At 57.5% G+C, this 15128-nt stretch carries 18 protein-coding genes and 2 pseudogenes; 6 read left to right on the forward strand and 14 right to left on the reverse strand.

From position 1 onward, the window contains the following. Window position 1: 1 nt before the first annotated feature. The 9 genes from ACYZTR_RS05505 to ACYZTR_RS05545 form a co-directional block, all read right to left on the reverse strand. Window positions 2-730, reverse strand: coding sequence for an amino acid ABC transporter ATP-binding protein (locus ACYZTR_RS05505; RefSeq protein ID WP_461979592.1), 729 nt, complete (start codon window positions 728-730; stop codon window positions 2-4). Window positions 731-799: 69 nt separating this feature from the next. Further along, window positions 800-1774 (reverse strand): amino acid ABC transporter permease, encoded by a 975-nt coding sequence (locus ACYZTR_RS05510; protein ID WP_129438427.1) that lies wholly within the window; start codon window positions 1772-1774, stop codon window positions 800-802. Between the two features lie 131 nt (window positions 1775-1905). Beyond that, window positions 1906-3156: a 2-aminoadipate transaminase gene (locus ACYZTR_RS05515; protein WP_461977070.1), complete on the reverse strand. Its 1251-nt coding sequence runs from the start codon at window positions 3154-3156 to the stop codon at window positions 1906-1908. A 123-nt stretch (window positions 3157-3279) separates the two neighbouring features. After that, window positions 3280-3618, reverse strand: a complete 339-nt coding sequence (locus ACYZTR_RS05520) for a HopJ type III effector protein (RefSeq protein ID WP_449643776.1) — start codon at window positions 3616-3618, stop codon at window positions 3280-3282. Continuing rightward, a complete protein-coding gene (locus ACYZTR_RS05525; RefSeq protein ID WP_461977073.1) occupies window positions 3611-3907 on the reverse strand; it encodes a DUF1244 domain-containing protein in 297 nt (98 codons plus the stop codon). The genes ACYZTR_RS05520 and ACYZTR_RS05525 overlap by 8 nt, the downstream gene beginning before the upstream one ends. 69 nt (window positions 3908-3976) lie before the next feature. After that, window positions 3977-4348, reverse strand: coding sequence for a dihydroneopterin triphosphate 2'-epimerase (gene folX, locus ACYZTR_RS05530; protein ID WP_461977075.1), 372 nt, complete (start codon window positions 4346-4348; stop codon window positions 3977-3979). A 2-nt stretch (window positions 4349-4350) separates the two neighbouring features. After that, entirely contained in the window at window positions 4351-4926 is a 576-nt protein-coding gene (gene folE, locus ACYZTR_RS05535; protein ID WP_461977077.1) for a GTP cyclohydrolase I FolE, read from the reverse strand. Between the two features lie 21 nt (window positions 4927-4947). Then, window positions 4948-5658, reverse strand: coding sequence for a dihydromonapterin reductase (gene folM, locus ACYZTR_RS05540; RefSeq protein ID WP_461977079.1), 711 nt, complete (start codon window positions 5656-5658; stop codon window positions 4948-4950). 68 nt (window positions 5659-5726) lie between these two features. Continuing rightward, entirely contained in the window at window positions 5727-6296 is a 570-nt protein-coding gene (locus tag ACYZTR_RS05545; protein WP_461977081.1) for an antibiotic biosynthesis monooxygenase, read from the reverse strand. A gap of 211 nt (window positions 6297-6507) precedes the next feature. Here ACYZTR_RS05545 and ACYZTR_RS05550 point away from each other — a divergent pair, with 211 nt between their 5' ends. Continuing rightward, window positions 6508-7467: a MerR family transcriptional regulator gene (locus ACYZTR_RS05550; RefSeq protein WP_461977083.1), complete on the forward strand. Its 960-nt coding sequence runs from the start codon at window positions 6508-6510 to the stop codon at window positions 7465-7467. Window position 7468: 1 nt separating this feature from the next. Here ACYZTR_RS05550 and ACYZTR_RS05555 read toward each other — a convergent pair whose 3' ends face one another. Both ACYZTR_RS05555 and ACYZTR_RS05560 read right to left on the reverse strand, forming a co-directional pair. Next, window positions 7469-8074 (reverse strand): hypothetical protein, encoded by a 606-nt coding sequence (locus tag ACYZTR_RS05555; protein WP_461977085.1) that lies wholly within the window; start codon window positions 8072-8074, stop codon window positions 7469-7471. A 54-nt stretch (window positions 8075-8128) separates the two neighbouring features. Continuing rightward, window positions 8129-8605, reverse strand: coding sequence for a PAS domain-containing protein (locus ACYZTR_RS05560; protein ID WP_461977087.1), 477 nt, complete (start codon window positions 8603-8605; stop codon window positions 8129-8131). A gap of 148 nt (window positions 8606-8753) precedes the next feature. Here ACYZTR_RS05560 and ACYZTR_RS05565 point away from each other — a divergent pair, with 148 nt between their 5' ends. Continuing rightward, the gene (locus ACYZTR_RS05565; protein WP_461977089.1) at window positions 8754-9209 is read left to right on the forward strand and encodes a flavodoxin; all 456 of its coding nucleotides are present in this window, start codon (window positions 8754-8756) and stop codon (window positions 9207-9209) included. Here ACYZTR_RS05565 and ACYZTR_RS05570 read toward each other — a convergent pair. Next, window positions 9190-9596 (reverse strand): annotated as a pseudogene (locus tag ACYZTR_RS05570) (LysR substrate-binding domain-containing protein); the annotation flags it as partial. The gene ACYZTR_RS05565 and the pseudogene ACYZTR_RS05570 overlap by 20 nt on opposite strands. Between ACYZTR_RS05570 and ACYZTR_RS05575 the strand changes: the two are divergent. The 4 genes and pseudogenes from ACYZTR_RS05575 to ACYZTR_RS05590 all read left to right on the forward strand — a co-directional run. Beyond that, window positions 9594-9722 (forward strand): annotated as a pseudogene (locus ACYZTR_RS05575) (LrgB family protein); the annotation flags it as partial. The pseudogenes ACYZTR_RS05570 and ACYZTR_RS05575 sit on opposite strands and share 3 nt — an antisense overlap. A gap of 147 nt (window positions 9723-9869) precedes the next feature. Next, window positions 9870-10652, forward strand: a complete 783-nt coding sequence (locus ACYZTR_RS05580) for a class II aldolase/adducin family protein (RefSeq protein ID WP_461977091.1) — start codon at window positions 9870-9872, stop codon at window positions 10650-10652. Continuing rightward, window positions 10652-11554 (forward strand): alpha/beta fold hydrolase, encoded by a 903-nt coding sequence (locus ACYZTR_RS05585; protein WP_461977093.1) that lies wholly within the window; start codon window positions 10652-10654, stop codon window positions 11552-11554. Before ACYZTR_RS05580 ends, ACYZTR_RS05585 begins: the two co-directional genes overlap by 1 nt. Before the next feature lie 111 nt (window positions 11555-11665). Continuing rightward, window positions 11666-12577 carry an SDR family oxidoreductase gene (locus ACYZTR_RS05590; RefSeq protein WP_461977095.1) on the forward strand — a complete coding sequence of 304 codons (912 nt, stop codon included), beginning with the start codon at window positions 11666-11668 and terminating at the stop codon, window positions 12575-12577. 168 nt (window positions 12578-12745) lie between these two features. Here ACYZTR_RS05590 and ACYZTR_RS05595 read toward each other — a convergent pair whose 3' ends face one another. After that, window positions 12746-12997, reverse strand: a complete 252-nt coding sequence (locus ACYZTR_RS05595; protein WP_461977097.1) for a bacteriocin immunity protein — start codon at window positions 12995-12997, stop codon at window positions 12746-12748. 1 nt (window position 12998) lies between these two features. Then, entirely contained in the window at window positions 12999-15050 is a 2052-nt protein-coding gene (locus tag ACYZTR_RS05600) for an S-type pyocin domain-containing protein (protein WP_461977099.1), read from the reverse strand. Between the last annotated feature and the right edge of the window lie 78 nt (window positions 15051-15128).

The raw sequence follows: 15128 nt of genomic DNA on the forward strand, positions 1-15128 counted from the left end.
CTCAGTGACCAATGATCTGTGACAGGAATTTCTGTGCGCGTTCGGTTTGCGGGTTGTTGAAAAACTCGGCAGGGGTGGCTTGTTCGATCACCTGGCCCTGGTCCATGAACAGCACGCGGTCGGCGACCTTGCTGGCAAAACCCATCTCGTGGGTCACGCAAATCATGGTCATGCCGTCGGTGGCCAACTCGCCCATCACGTCCAGCACTTCGTGGACCATTTCCGGGTCCAGCGCCGAGGTCGGCTCATCGAACAGCATCACTTTGGGGTTCATGCACAGCGCCCGGGCAATCGCCACGCGTTGCTGCTGGCCACCGGACAGTTGCGAAGGGTACTTGTCGGCATGTTCGGCAATTCTCACCCGCTCCAGGTAGACCTGAGCGCGCTTTTTCGCTTCGCCGCTCGACACGCCTTGCACAAGTTGCGGGGCCAGGGTCAGGTTGTCCATCACGCTTAAATGTGGGAACAGGTTGAAGCTCTGGAACACCATGCCGATTTCCCGGCGCACCGCGCTGACACTTTCTGCCTCGCTGGTGAGGGTGATGCCGTTGACCTGAATGTGGCCTTTCTGGAAATTCTCCAGATGGTTGATGCAACGAATCATCGTCGACTTGCCCGAGCCTGACGGCCCGCACACCACCAGGATTTCGCCCGTGGCGACGTTCAGGTCGACATCGCGCAATGCGTGAAAATCGCCGTACCACTTGTTCAGGCTGGTGATGGAAATCATTGAAGGGCGGGGTTGCGCAGCAGGCGCAAGGTTGAGTAGTTCGGCGGTATTGGTTCGAGTTATCACGCATCAACCCCTGGCAATGGATCGGTTGACCCGTTTTTCGATCCGCGCCTGCACCCGTTCGAGGATGAACGACAGGGCCCAGTAAATCATCGCGGCGGTGATCAGCATTTCCAGGTGGCGGAAGTCCGCGCGGCCCTGGGTCTTGGCCAGGTACATCAGTTCCCAGACGCCGATAACCGACACCAGCGAACTGTCCTTGAGCATGGCGATGAACTGGTTGCCGGTGGGCGGGATGATCACCCGCAAGGCTTGCGGCATGATCACCCGGCTCAGGGTCTTGAGCGGGCTGATGCCCAGGGCTCGTGAGGCTTCCCACTGACCCACCGGAATACTCTGGATGCCCGCACGAAAAATCTCGGTCATGTAGGCGCCGTAGCACAGCGACAACGCGAGGATGCCGGCCGGCACTGCGTCCACCACATAACCCAATTGCGGCAGCCCGAGGTAAATGAGGTAGATCTGGATCAGCAGCGGAACACCGCGAAAAAACGAGGTGTAGAACGAGGCGATGGCGTTGGCCAGGCCGTTGTTCGACAGCTTGGCCACGGCACCGATCAACGCCAGCACGAAGGCAATCACGATCGCCACGGCGGAGATGTACAGCGTGGTCGCGGCGCCCTGGATGATCAGGAAGCCGATCTTGTCGAGGATGAAGCTGTAGGAAAGGTCGAAGGTGTCGAAGAACGCCAGGAACAGGATCAGCAGTTCGATCCATACCACGGTGGTCTGCACCTTGAATTTCAAGCGTCCGAGGACGTGAAAGTTCAGCGTGCCCAGTGCGGCAATCGCCAGACCGATGGCGATGTTGCGAGCGGTCAGGCTGTCCGGGGCATTGCCCAGCAGCGGATGGAGGAAATGACTCAGGGCGCTGTTACCCAGGTTCATCAGGTAGGAGCCGAGAAACAGCACCACGGCTACGCCAAGCAGGAATTGAGGATCATTGGACTTTTTTTTATAAATTATATTGTCGTGATACATGACTGCCTCAGGCTTGTAGGTGGTAGTGATCTCGCTTGGTAAAAGGGGTGTTTGGTCAGTATTGCGACGCAAAATCGGGGACTACAAGCGAACATAATTCGCTATGTCAGTCCCTGATCGTAGTTTGCTTTTCAGGAAAGCTTCGCCAGGCAGGCCTCGAGGATGTCCAGCCCTTCCTCCAGCACCGCGGCTTCGGTAGTCAGCGGTGCCAGCAGCCGAATGATGTGGCGCGCCTTGCCGCTGGGCATCACCAGCAAACCTGCGTCTCGTGCCAACGCCAGCAGCTGGGTCAACTGCGCCGATGCCGGTGTGCCGTCGGCATTGATCAACTCGATGCCCCGCATTGCACCCACGCCGGTCAAACGGCCCAGATACGGCGACAGCCTGCTGGTACGCCATGATTCGTAGCGGCTGACAATCGCTTCTTCCTGTTGTGCGCCCCAGGCTTGCAGGTGCGCGTCAGTCATTTCGTCCAGGGTCGCCAGCGCTGCGGCACAGGCGATGGGATTGCCTGAGTAGGTGCCGCCCAGCCCGCCCTTTGGCAAGGTGTCGAGCAGCGACTTACGGCCGACAACCGCACCCAGCGGCACGCCGCCGGCAATGCTTTTGCCCAGCAGGATCAGGTCCGGCTCTATGCCCAGTCGCGAGAACGCAAAGCGCTGGCCGGTGCGACCGAAGCCGGACTGGATTTCGTCGGCGATCAGCACAATGCCCTTCTCATCGCAGAAGCGTCGCAGCGCCTGGGCGAACTCCACGTCCATCGCCAGGAAGCCAGCTTCACCTTGCACCGGTTCGACGATAAAACAGGCGACGTCGTCGACGTCGATCTCGACGCTGAATAGTCGCTCCATGGCTTTCAGGGCCTCGGTGCAGGTCACGCCGTTGTCCTTGCTCGGGAAGGGCAGGTGATAAACCGGGCCCGGCAGCACACCGACCTTCTGCTTGTAGGGCGCGACTTTGCCGTTGAGGTTTAGGGTGGCGAGCGTGCGGCCGTGGAAGGCCCCGTCGAAGGCGATGACGGCTGTGCGGCCGGTCGCGCCTCGGACGATCTTCAAGGCGTTTTCCGCTGCTTCCGCGCCGCTGTTGGTGAGCATGCCGCTGACCGGGTAGTCCACCGGAATAAATGCCGTCAGGCGGTCCATCAGTTCGATGTAGGGCGCATGGGGCGCAGCGTTGAACGCGTAGTGGGTCAGGCGCGTGGCTTGTTCGCGAATGGCCTCGACGATGCGCGGATGGCAATGGCCGAGGTTCAGCACCCCGATGCCTCCGACGAAGTCGATGTAGCGTTTGCCATCGGTGTCCCAGACCTCGGCATTTTTGCCGTGGCTGAGCGTGACGGGATGAACGATGTTGATCGACCGGCTGATGGTTTCGCTGCTCATGGATACCTGACTCAGAAGAAGGGATGCTTCTTTTTATCTAAGCCGTGAGCAGAGGTGCCCGGCAAACGAAATAAAGTCGCCGGGTCAATCTTAAAAGTCGGGATGTGTTGGGTGGGCGTGGAGTCAGCGACGAGTCAGCGGCTGCTGAGTGAACTTCACCCCGGCCAAACCATGAGCAATCAACGCGCGGATATTGCTGTGGTCGCTGCCTTCAGGCGTCGCCACCACCGAACGGTAATGCTCGCCGAACGCCAACAGCGCTTCTTCATCGCTCAAGCCTTCCAGCAGCGCCAGACCCAGGGTTTTGCACGAACCTTCGTTCTGCCCGGCTGCGTTTTCCACGCCACCGTTGTTGAAAGCCTGAGGCTGGTAGTCGTAGCCGGCGGCAATGAGCGCCAGGGTGTCGGCAAAGACGTGTTCGCCGCTCTTGAGGCGGGTGCGCAGGGTGTTCAAATCACTCATTGGGTTTTCCTTTGGCGAACGCCGCTTTTTGTTCGGCGTTGGCTTCTTGCTGGTAGTGGGCTTTCCACTCGGCGTACGGCATGCCGTAAACCACTTCGCGGGCGTCATCGAGGCTGACTTCGATCTGGCGTTCGTCTGCGGCGGCCTTGTACCACTTGGACAAGCAGTTGCGGCAGAAACCGGAGAGGTTCATCAGGTCGATGTTCTGCACATCCTTGCGGCTGTCCAGGTGGGCGACCAGTCGGCGAAAGGCGGCGGCTTCGAGTTCCAGGCGTTGTTGATCGTTCATGGCGGGGCTCTGTGCAATCAAATCGTGGCGCGGATGATAAAAGCCTGGCGAACAATGCGCCAGACGCGGTCAGCGGCTCGCCGCGAGGGTGATCGACACCGACTCGGCAAAACGCAGGGCGTGTGGCTTGTCGACTTCGACCTCGACGTACAGCACCGATTCGTTGGCCATGACCAGATCGAGAATTTCCTGAGTCAGGCGCTCGAGCAGGGCGAACCGATTGCCTTCCACGTGGGCGATGATCGCCTTGGTGATGGTGCGGTAATTCAGCGCGTGATCGATGTCGTTGTCACGCACCGCTTCCTGAGCGGCATACAGGATGGTCAGGTTGATCAGCACATCCTGCTTGTTGAGGATTTCATCCTCGTTGATGCCGATGAAGGTCCGCAGGCGCAGGTCCTTGACCCGGATGCGTGCCATTCCTGGTTGAAGTTGTGGCATTGCTATTTGCTCCGTCCAATCAATTGCAGGAACTCCTGGCGGGTGTTGCTCGAGTCGCGGAAGGCGCCGAGCATCACCGAGGTGTTCATGGTCGAATTCTGTTTCTCGACGCCGCGCATCATCATGCACATGTGCTTGGCTTCGATGACCACCGCGACGCCCGCCGCGCCGGTCACTTGCTGTACAGCGTCGGCGATTTGCCGGGTGAGGTTTTCCTGGATTTGCAGGCGACGGGCGAACATGTCCACCAGTCGCGCAATCTTCGACAGGCCCAGCACCTTGCCCGTTGGAATATAAGCCACATGCGCCTTGCCGATGAAGGGCAGCATGTGATGTTCGCAGAGCGAGTACAGCTCGATGTTGTCGACGATGATCATTTCATCGTTGTCAGAAGCGAACAGCGCGCCGTTGACGATCTCTTCGACGCTTTGCTCGTAACCATGGCAGAGGTACTGCATGGCTTTTGCCGCGCGAGCCGGGGTGTCTTGCAGGCCCTCGCGGTCGGGGTTTTCACCGAGGCCGATGAGGATCTCGCGGTAGCTCTGTGACAGGGAATTCTGGGGCCGGGATAACGTCATGGAGCATCCTCGCGGGACCGCTTATTTGATGTGCCGTCCGCCGTTGACGGTCAGGGTTGTGCCGGTGACATAAGGGTTGTCGAGCAAATAGCGCAAGCTCTGGTAGATCACTTCGCTGCCGGGTTCGATACCCAGCGCGGACTTGGCCAGGGCCTTGGCGCGGTACGTCGCGTCGTCGTCAGGGTTGAACAGTAGCAGGGCAGGCGCGATGCCGTTGACCTTGATTGTCGGCGCGTATTTCGCGGCGAAGGACAAGGTGAGGCTGTCGAGCCCGGCTTTGCTGGCGCAGTAGCCGATGTGTTTGCTGCTGCCCTTGCGGGTCACGTCGTCGCCGATATGCACAATGTCGGCGGGGCTTGAGCGTTGCAGCAAGTCGGCACAGTGCAGGTTGATCAGGTAAGGCGCCAGCATGTGCACGCTGAACATGCGGGTGAAGGCCGCAGCGTCGGTGTCGGGGGTTTCGGCCAGCCATTCGGAGGCGTTATGGACAATCGCCCGCAGGCTGTCGGTGTGGTTTTTCAGTTCGCTGATGAACGCGAAGATCCCTGCTTCAGTGGAGAAGTCTGCAAACACTGCGGTCGCCCCCAGGTCGCGCAGGGTTTGCACACCGGGGCGTTCACTGCGGTAGCTGAAGATCACCGGCTGGCCATCCTCAAGCAAACGCTGCGCGCAGTGCAGGCCAACACGTTGGCCGGCACCGGTGATGAGGATCGGGGCTACGGAAGAAGTCATGAACGGCTCGCGTCGCGGTAAGAGCAAAACTATACCAGCGACGAGCCGTAAGGTGGCTTTTGTAAGGATCAGTGATTTTGGGTGGTGGGCTCGACGGGCAAGCGCCGACGTGGCGTGGTGTTCAGCCAGCCGGCCAGCACATGAGTCGACAGCGGAATGAAGAAGTAGACCATCAGCGGGGTCAGGCACAAGGTGCTGATGAACACCCGGCTCAGCAGCCCCATGTCGCTCAGCAACGGCCCCAGGACAAAGTTGAACAGCAGGGAAACCGGAAAGAACGCCAACCAGATCGCCACGGCCTGTTTCCAGCGTGGTGGGCGCTGGCCGGCCGCACCGAACCAGCCTTCGATGCCGCTGACCCGATGTTCCGTTGGATGGGCGAACAAGTCGCTGCCGCGTCCTAGCCAAGCGGTGCGCGACACAGAATGCTCCCAGGCGTGCAGGGTCTGTTCGTCGGCGAAGCGGAAAATAATCTGGAATTCGTCATCGTCGGGCGGCGGAGCGAGCACGCCAGAGCCGAGATAGCCGGGAAAATCGGTAGCCAGTTGTTCGCCTTCACGCAACCAGGCGATCAGGTCTTGATAACGCCCATCGGCGACGCGGCGCGCAACCATCAGCGTGACGGGTGAGGTAGACATTGTGCATCTCCGTTTAACAATCGCGTCGCTCCGGGTAGGAGTTTCGCCAGGCGCAGCGCCGGGGTGGTGGGCTACGTCTCAGAACAAGCAAGGATTATTCCTGATTCTGCCGGGTACGTCAGTGATATTCGTCGTAAGCAACGTCTTGAATGGTAGGGGGGCAGGAGAGTTAGAATGGGATCCAATTTAGACACGGACGTAGACTTTTAAAATGCCAGTCCTGACTGAAGTTGTCCCGGGATTGCAGCCCGGTCTTCCTCTCGAACAGGAAGAACTGTTCCCGATTCGCGAAGTGGCGCGCCTGACCGGGGTCAACCCGGTCACGCTCCGCGCATGGGAACGCCGCTATGGGCTGATACAGCCCTCGCGCACCGAAAGTGGGCACCGCCTGTATTCGATGGCCGATATCGATCGGGTCCGCAGCATCCTGGACTGGATTGATCGCGGCGTTGCCGTCAGTAAAGTTGGCAAGATCCTGGCCAGGATTGCACCGCTTCAAACGCTTTCGCACATCATCTCCAATGAACTCGTGCAAGCTGACTACACGCAATGGCAGCAGCAAGTTCAGGCGGTGGTGAGTGCCTTTGATGAGGTCCAACTGGAGCAGGTCTATGGACAGATCTTTTCAAGCTATCCTCTGACTGTCGTGTTTCAGGACATTCTGCTTCCACTCCGAAAGCAATTACTGCAGCGCCATGACGCGTTCGGCCAGGCCAGCGAGTGGCTTTTCCTGGATGGTTTTCTGCGTTATCGAGTGTTGCAGCGACTGCTGCTGGTGCGTGTCAGGCAGCCGCGACGGGTGATTGTCTGCGCCCTGAACGATCAGTGTCGTGAACTCGAACTGCTGGTAACAGCGCTGTTTTTGAGCAGTGTCGATTTGGCCATTCAAGTGCTGGCTATCGGTCAGCCATTCGATGAATTGACTCTGGTCTGCGAGAGGGTCAAGCCCCAGGCGCTGGTGCTGGTTTCTAATCACGCGCCTGCGCTCGAGTTGTCACGGCGTTTGAATCGCCTGGCCTTGAGCCTGGATTGTCAGTTGATGCTGGCGGGGGATGCGTCCGATCTGGTGCAGGAGAACCTGGCTGGATCGTCGATTGGATGTCTGGGTAACGAGGGAGTGGTCATGCGTCAGCGTCTGAAACAGTTCCTGACAGGCAACCTGGATACTTGAATCAGAGATGCATGGCCGGATGCGTCAGCCGATGCTGCTGAAGGATGTATTGGCGCAGGCGCTCGGTTTCGTCCTTATCATCCTGACTGAACTGATAGGCATAGAAGCCGTTCGCGGTTTCTTTCTCGAAGGAGCCGCGCAACGCAATTCGCTCATAGCCGGACGGGCTGAACCACAAGGCGAAATGTTTTGGCGGTTTGGTCTTGTTGCGAACTTCCACCAAAACCCCTTTGAATGACACTTCGTGCACCCACAACGTACCGGGTTGGCCACTGGCATTTTCCAGCGCAACCGGGTCTTCGAGTACCAGGCGCCAGGGCCGGACCATCGGTCCGTCTTCATAGATGCTGGGGACGCCGAGGCGTAAATGCATCGCGTGAAACTCGTCTTCCACCAGGTGCAGGGGGAAGGTCATTTGCTGATTTTCGAAGTTGGCCTGGAGGGTGACTTGCTCATGAGCGGCTAAGCGTGTGAGCAAATCACGGATTTGTGAACCACCGTTGACGAGCAGGCTCGACGTCGCATCCCGCACATTGAGTTGCGGGTTGTGTTGCATGGTCTGGATAAAATCCAGCTCATCCTGAGTCAGGAGTGCGTCGCGTTGCATGATCTGCTCGACAGAAATAGTTACAAAGTCACTGGTGATTGTAGTTAATGACAATCAATTCTTCGTTTTGTTTTCGCCGTTCGTCGCTTTTAGTGCGGCAAGCTCGGCCTGGACCTCAGCCAATTGCGCCTCCAACTGCGCGACTCGCTGCTGCGCCTTGACCTGAACGGTGACGTCTTTCTGCACACCGACAAAATAAGTCTGCCCGTCGCTGGGGTTCTTCACCGTCGAAAGGGACAGCTCGTTCCAGAACGGCGTACCGTCCTTGCGGTAATTCCTGAGGATTTCCCGGCAGGAACCGCCACTGCTCAACGCCTCGCGAATAAATGGGAGAGCTTCCTGGTCGCGGTCTCCGGACTGAAGAAAACGGCAATCCTGGTAGAGGATTTCTTCGCTGGTGTAACCCGTCAGGCGTTCGAATGCCGGGTTGACGTAAATCAGGATGTTGTCCTGCTCGCCTTCCTTTTCGGCAATCACGATGCCGTCGTTGGAAGCGTTGATCACCAGTTGCAGCAGTTGGGCGTTAATCATCGGAGAATCCTTTCCAATTTGATTGTGGACTGCATTCTAAAAGAAGCACTGTCTACTGACCATCAGCGTTCATTGAGAGTCAATCGCAGCTTTTTTGCCATGGCTGCTAATATCCCCCGTCTTTTTACTCAGCTTCAGGATCAGATTGATGAAAGTCGCCATCCTTTCCGGCTCGGTGTACGGCACGGCTGAAGAAGTCGCCCGCCACGCCGCGAGCATTTTGAACGCCGCGGGTTTCGAAGCCTGGTACAACCCGCGTGCGAGCCTCGCCGATGTTCAGGCCTTTTGCCCCGAAGCCTTCCTGGCGGTGACCTCGACCACTGGCATGGGCGAGTTGCCGGACAACCTGCAGCCATTGTATTTCGCAATTCGCGACCAGTTGCCGGCTGACTGGCGTGGCTTGCCGGGCGCGGTAATCGGCCTCGGCGATGCGAGCTATGGCAACACCTTCTGCGGCGGCGGTGAGCAGATGCGCGAATTGTTCGGCGAATTGGGCCTACGTGAAGTCCTGCCCATGCTGCGCCTGGACGCCAGTGAAAGCGTGACGCCGGAAACCGACGCCGAGCCTTGGCTGGCGGAGCTGGTCAGCGCTCTGCGGAACTGACCGGACGCTCGCGCAGCAAGGCGAGCCAGGCTTGCGCGGCTTTTGACAGGTACGCGCCCTGACGCCAGATGAAGGCGATGTCCCAACGCAGATAGCTCAGCGCGTTCAAAGTCAGGCGCACCACGCCTGGCCGCACCAGCCCGTGAGCCACCACGCGGGGCAATAACACCACGCCTTGGCCGGCGGCCACCAGCGCCGCGAGAAAGTCGGCCTGGCCGCTGCGGCCGCCTTCCTTGGGCGTAAACCCCAGCTGCTGGCAGGCTTGCAGCAAACGGAGCTCAAGTCATCCAGCTCACTGAGCAGTTCGTTGCGCAGCCGCAACATGCCTTTGGCCCGTTGCAGAACCACGCTGCCAGCAGCGGTCAGGTGGAGCTGCGAACCCAGTCGCATGGCGCCGGGGTCAGCCGAGCGCATGAAGTGGGAGGGGAGGAGGGTTCGGTGGCGGGGTTAGTCATAGTTCTGACGGGGCTGCTGAATCTGTTCGCCGCACCGTTGTTGGCGGCGGGACTTTGACGTGGATCCAGCTTCGTTGGCGGACTGACTCGCTAGGCCATCAAGCTGGCTGCCAATGCAACTACACGATTCCCGGGGCGTGACTAGACTGCTGTAACGTCGGTAAACAATAGAAACCCCAAGAATAAAAATTAGAGGTTCCTTGCCGTGAACGTAGCCCCCGCCCAATCACCACACAGTGTCAAAGACCAAGTCAGCGCCGCCGAGTGGCAGACCCGCGTCGACCTCGCTGCCTGCTATCGTCTGGTCGCCCTGCATGGTTGGGATGATCTGATTTTCACCCACATCTCGGCCAAGGTGCCCACTACCGAAGACTTTCTGATCAACCCGTTCGGGTTGATGTTCCACGAGATCACCGCGTCGAGCCTGGTCAAGGTCGATCAGGCCGGCAACAAGCTGATGGACAGCCCTTACGAGATCAACCCGGCGGGTTACACCATCCACAGCGCGGTGCACGAGGTTCGTCACGATGTCGTTTGCGTGCTGCACACCCATACCGCGGCAGGTGTCGCGGTATCGGCGCAGAAACAAGGCATTTTGCCGATCAGTCAACAGTCGTTGTTTGTCCTGTCCAGCCTGGCTTATCACGCTTACGAAGGTGTTGCGCTAAACCATGAAGAGAAGGCGCGACTGCAAGCCGACCTCGGCGAAAACAATTTCCTGATGCTGCGCAACCATGGTCTGTTGACCTGTGGCGCTACCATCGCCGACACGTTCCTGATGATGTTTACCTTCCAGCGTGCCTGCGATATCCAGGTGCTGGCGCAGAACGGTGGCGCCGAACTGATCGCCATCGAACCGCAGATTCTGGCGGGCGCCAAGGCGATGATCGCCGGCGTCACCAAAAGCGCTCAAGGGATGGGCGGCGCACTGGCCTGGCCAGCGCTGCTGCGCAAACTCGATAAACAAGACCCGGGTTATAAACTCTAATGCCACTCGCCGAGATCCCCCTGAGTGCCTGGCGCAAGCGCGGCCAGACGTTCGTATTCCGTGGCCAGACCATCCGTTACTGGACGGCGGGGCAGGGTGAGCCACTGTTGCTCATTCATGGCTTCCCCACCGCCAGTTGGGACTGGCATTTCCTGTGGCAGCCGCTGACCCAGCGCTATCGGGTAATTGCCTGCGACATGCTCGGCTTCGGTGATTCCGCCAAACCGGTGGACCACGAATACAGCCTGCTGGAGCAGGCCGATCTGCAACAGGCTTTGCTGGCACACGTGAACGTCGAGCAGCCGGTGCACCTGTTGGCTCACGATTATGGCGACAGCGTGGCCCAGGAACTGTTGGCCCGGCATTACGAAGCGCGCATTGATGTAGCCAGTTGTGTGTTCCTCAATGGCGGCCTCTTTCCCGAAACCCATCGCCCGATATTGATGCAAAAACTCCTGCTCAGCCCCTTGGGCTGGATGATCGGGCGAGCCTTTTCCCGTGACGGCCTGGTGAAGAGTTTCCGACAAATCTTCGGTCCGCAGAGCCGTCCCACCGAGAGCGAAATGGATGATTTCTGGAGCCTGATCGAGAGCAATCACGGGCCACGGATCATGCACAAATTGATCACCTACATCCCTGAGCGGCGTGTCCAGCGCGAGCGTTGGGTCGCAGCCATGCAGCGTGGTGAAGTGCAGTTGCGGGTGATCGATGGGGAAGTCGATCCGATCTCCGGTGCGCACATGGTCGAGCGCTATCGGGAACTGATTCCGAATCCGGACACGGTCTTGTTGCCCGGCATTGGCCACTACCCTCAGACCGAGGCGCCGGGGCAGGTGCTCAAACACTATCTGGAGTTTCGCGATCAGCTGGTTTCACCGCCGCGCAGGGTCGCCTGCTCCTGACTATCCCCCTGCCTTATTGCGCACCATTCAGCCTCACCGCTGTTCATTGTGACCCGCATCGCCGTGCCTGACACTCGGACTCATTGTTCCCTGGCCTGCTGGAGTCCCCCAATGAATGAGTCTGTGCGCTTCGAAGATAAAGTGGTGATCATCACGGGTGCAGGCGGCGGCCTGGGCCGGGCGCACGCGCTGCTGTTCGCCAAACAGGGCGCCAAAGTGCTGGTCAACGATCTCGGCGGCTCGACTCAAGGCGAAGGTGCAAACGCATCGTCGGCAGACAGAGTGGTGGCCGAAATTCGCGAGGCAGGTGGCATCGCCGAGGCCAACCACGACTCTGTTACTGACGGCGACAAAATCGTTCAGAACGCCCTCGACACCTTCGGCCGTGTCGACGTAGTGGTCAACAACGCCGGGATTCTGCGGGACAAGACCTTCCACAAAATGGACGACGGCGACTGGGACCTGGTTTACCGTGTCCACGTCGAAGGCGCCTACAAAGTCACCCGCGCCGCCTGGCCGCACCTGCGCGAGCAAAACTACGGGCGCATCATCTTCACGGCTTCGACCTCGGGCATTTACGGCAACTTCGGCCAGTCCAACTACGGCATGGCCAAACTCGGCCTCTACGGCCTGACCCGCACACTGGCCATCGAAGGCCGCAAGAACAACATCCTGGTCAACGCCATTGCCCCCACCGGCGGCACCCGCATGACCGAAGGCCTGATCCCGCCGCAAGTCTTCGAACAACTCAAACCGGAACTGGTCAGCCCGCTGGTGGTGTACCTCGCCAGCGAGAACTGCCAGGAAACCTCCGGGTTATTTGAGGTCGGCGGCGGCTGGATGGGCAAGGTCCGCTGGGAACGAAGCCTGGGTGCCGGGTTCGACCCTCGTGTTGGTTTCTCCCCGGAAGAGGTGGCGGCGCATTGGCAGCAGATCTGCGATTTCGAAGGCGCGGTGCATCCGAAGGACAACATTGAAGCGTTGAAGGAAATGATGGGGAATTTGCAGAAGTATTCGATTTAAGCCTTGTGCCATGAGTCGCAGGGACGCGGCTTGGGACCAGTGGAGTTTCAGACATGCGTTTTGTCTGTGACGAACTCAGTCGGATAGTCGCCTATAAAAATAGCCGCTGAAAATGCAGCGGCTGAAGTCGGGTTTGCACTTGGTTTGAATAGTCATCGCGTTTATTTATTATTCGGTTTTGAAACCCTGCTTTCCGTTTTCAGCTCGCCAGGCTTTTACTTTTTTAATGATGGCTTCGGGGGTGGAGTCTTCGTCTGAGTCTGCGTAGTAAAATAAGTCAGAACCGTCTGGATGCTCCGTCAGCTCCTCAAACAAAAGTACTGCGGCTATTTGTTCTTTTTCAGTCGGGTATTCAGATCTGCAGATCTCAGTTAAAAATTCAAGAAACTCTTCTTCGGTGTAATCGGAAATGTTGCTCATATCAGTTTCCTCCTTTGTGTAGTTCGGAGTGTCGTTTGGGAGTGACAATTCGGATGTTTTCGATATCGTAGATCTCGCCGCCTCTAGAAACACGGTTCACATGGTGTAACTCAAATTTTACTTTGCCACCTGACCTGTCGTCTTTTCGCGAAAAAGGGGCTCTTCCGTTTTTCATTTCTTGAATATTGTTGGCAGTAAACTGTTTGGATAACTCAGAATCGGCAATTGCAGCTCTCCAGAGAGCCTCTCTAAAAGCCCTGAAACTCGAAAAATTCTGTCCTCGAAGTTTATCCGCAATCTGATTGGGAATCACCGCTCCATTATCTTGCGAGGCTGATCCCAGCCAAATACCCAATACTGGCTCTCCATACCCACTAGCCACTCCGGGATCATCCCGCCGATCCCTGAACATCGTGTAGATCGGAGGAATACCCGATTCAGCCGGAAAGACATTGATGAAACCACCAAAGCTGTAGAGATCCAGTTCCGGATATTCATCAAGTCTTCCTTCCAAAGGGGCCGGAGTAGTGCCGTTGTAAATGAAAATCCTCGACTCGCGAGCCGGAGACGTTGTTGATGCGTTTTTTTGCTCAACAATCGGCGTCCAGGTCATGCCGATAGAAGGGGCATCTGGGCTGTAGGACTTGTAAATATTCAGGCCTGGATCGAGAGTTGCAAGCCGCACCAATACCTTGGAAGGTACCGTCGTTCCGTTTGTGGCGGCGACAACGAACTCTATGGTGTCATCCACAGTTCTCGAGCCGATGGATACCGGCAATTCGATTTCCCCACTGGCCTCGGCGATGGCGTACAAGTCATTGAGATCGTCGGGAGTGAGATCCGAGAGCGGGACGCTCAAAGCGTAGAGCTCGCTGTTACTAAGTGGCGAGGGGAACAGGAGCGCCGCAAATCCGCCAATTACCACACCGGTAGACGTGGTTAATGCTGCAATAACTGCTGCTACTGCCAATCGCAGTGCATCCTTGATTGCCAAAGCGGTATTAGCAGTTGTAAAGATGCTTCCTGTTGCTACGGTAAATACCGGAACTACCGAAGCCGCTGAACCCGATACGGGGAACTGGCGATTGGCTTGGTCGATATCTAACGACTCCGACCAGGAGCCAAGATATTTCAATCGTACATCCTGTTCTGCACGGCTTTTGGCAGCAGCTTCCTCTGCTGCTCTCTTCTTCTGCGCTTTGCGGGCCTCTTCAGCGGCAACCCGTTGTGCTTCTTGTTCTGCCGCCATTCGCGCCCGTTCGGCGGCAACCCGTTGGGCTTCATGTTCCGCTGCCAACCGGGCCACTTCAGCGGCTACGCGTTTTGTTTCTTGCTCCTTCGCCAGTCGCTCTTGTTCAGCAGCTACCCGTCGCGCTTCCTGATCAGATGCTTGCTGCCTTTGTTCTTGCGCATGCGCAGCGGCAAGAAGGTTCTGCACATGGACTTGTTTGTTATTTAAAAGCTGAATTTGCTCTGTCAGTAGTTTTGCAGAGTAAGCAGCTTTGTAGGAGTTAGCCCATGTTGTATAAGCTGTTCCATAAGGCTGTACAGTTTTCTCAAGAGTTTCTACCTTGGCGATATAGTCTTTTGCTGTCGCATTGAGAGGGCTGTGGCCGTAGAACGCGTTGGCGAGCCCTGTTTGTACATGCAGTTCAGCTGTTTTCTGCTGAATTAAAATATTGCTGATTTTTAGTTCGTGTTGGTATGCCTGTGTCTGTGTAGATGTTGCAGCGGGGTATTGGGTTTTAAAATTTGCGAATTCGACCTCCGTTGCTCTTGGCAAATCCTGGGATTTCGCCGCATAATCGTTTTGTGCTGACTTCTCCGTAGCAAAGACGTTCCTCAGAGTTTGACCTCTTAAATGTTCCTTATATGTAATGCCAGGGCCTATTCCTCCTGGGCGTGTCGGTGGAACGCTGAACCCACCGCCATTTGGGTGCTTTCCAGGTTTCGGTTGTTTTCCAACATAAGTTGTTGGTAATTCAATGGTGGTGCTTTGTCCAACAATACTAGTTGCCGGTAATTCGTGCGGGGGACCGTGTTTTCCTGACATTTTGGATCTTCCATGAACGTAATTAATCGGGTGCTGAACAAGCTTACGTCAGGGCGGGTGAGGCTGGGTCCGAAAAGG

It is taken from the genome of Pseudomonas sp. Hz4 (assembly GCF_054898165.1).

Coding starts and splice junctions, on each gene's coding strand:
- folX (WP_461977075.1), bottom strand. CDS start 4,348: ATGCCACAACTTCAACCAGGAATGGCACGCATCCGGGTCAAGGACCTG.
- ACYZTR_RS05525 (WP_461977073.1), bottom strand. CDS start 3,907: ATGAACGATCAACAACGCCTGGAACTCGAAGCCGCCGCCTTTCGCCGA.
- ACYZTR_RS05585 (WP_461977093.1), top strand. CDS start 10,652: ATGCCACTCGCCGAGATCCCCCTGAGTGCCTGGCGCAAGCGCGGCCAG.
- folE (WP_461977077.1), bottom strand. CDS start 4,926: ATGACGTTATCCCGGCCCCAGAATTCCCTGTCACAGAGCTACCGCGAG.
- ACYZTR_RS05515 (WP_461977070.1), bottom strand. CDS start 3,156: ATGAGCAGCGAAACCATCAGCCGGTCGATCAACATCGTTCATCCCGTC.
- ACYZTR_RS05520 (WP_449643776.1), bottom strand. CDS start 3,618: ATGAGTGATTTGAACACCCTGCGCACCCGCCTCAAGAGCGGCGAACAC.
- ACYZTR_RS05565 (WP_461977089.1), top strand. CDS start 8,754: ATGAAAGTCGCCATCCTTTCCGGCTCGGTGTACGGCACGGCTGAAGAA.
- ACYZTR_RS05600 (WP_461977099.1), bottom strand. CDS start 15,050: ATGTCAGGAAAACACGGTCCCCCGCACGAATTACCGGCAACTAGTATT.
- ACYZTR_RS05590 (WP_461977095.1), top strand. CDS start 11,666: ATGAATGAGTCTGTGCGCTTCGAAGATAAAGTGGTGATCATCACGGGT.
- ACYZTR_RS05550 (WP_461977083.1), top strand. CDS start 6,508: ATGCCAGTCCTGACTGAAGTTGTCCCGGGATTGCAGCCCGGTCTTCCT.
- ACYZTR_RS05560 (WP_461977087.1), bottom strand. CDS start 8,605: ATGATTAACGCCCAACTGCTGCAACTGGTGATCAACGCTTCCAACGAC.
- ACYZTR_RS05545 (WP_461977081.1), bottom strand. CDS start 6,296: ATGTCTACCTCACCCGTCACGCTGATGGTTGCGCGCCGCGTCGCCGAT.
- ACYZTR_RS05555 (WP_461977085.1), bottom strand. CDS start 8,074: ATGCAACGCGACGCACTCCTGACTCAGGATGAGCTGGATTTTATCCAG.
- ACYZTR_RS05510 (WP_129438427.1), bottom strand. CDS start 1,774: ATGTATCACGACAATATAATTTATAAAAAAAAGTCCAATGATCCTCAA.
- ACYZTR_RS05505 (WP_461979592.1), bottom strand. CDS start 730: ATGATTTCCATCACCAGCCTGAACAAGTGGTACGGCGATTTTCACGCA.
- folM (WP_461977079.1), bottom strand. CDS start 5,658: ATGACTTCTTCCGTAGCCCCGATCCTCATCACCGGTGCCGGCCAACGT.
- ACYZTR_RS05595 (WP_461977097.1), bottom strand. CDS start 12,997: ATGAGCAACATTTCCGATTACACCGAAGAAGAGTTTCTTGAATTTTTA.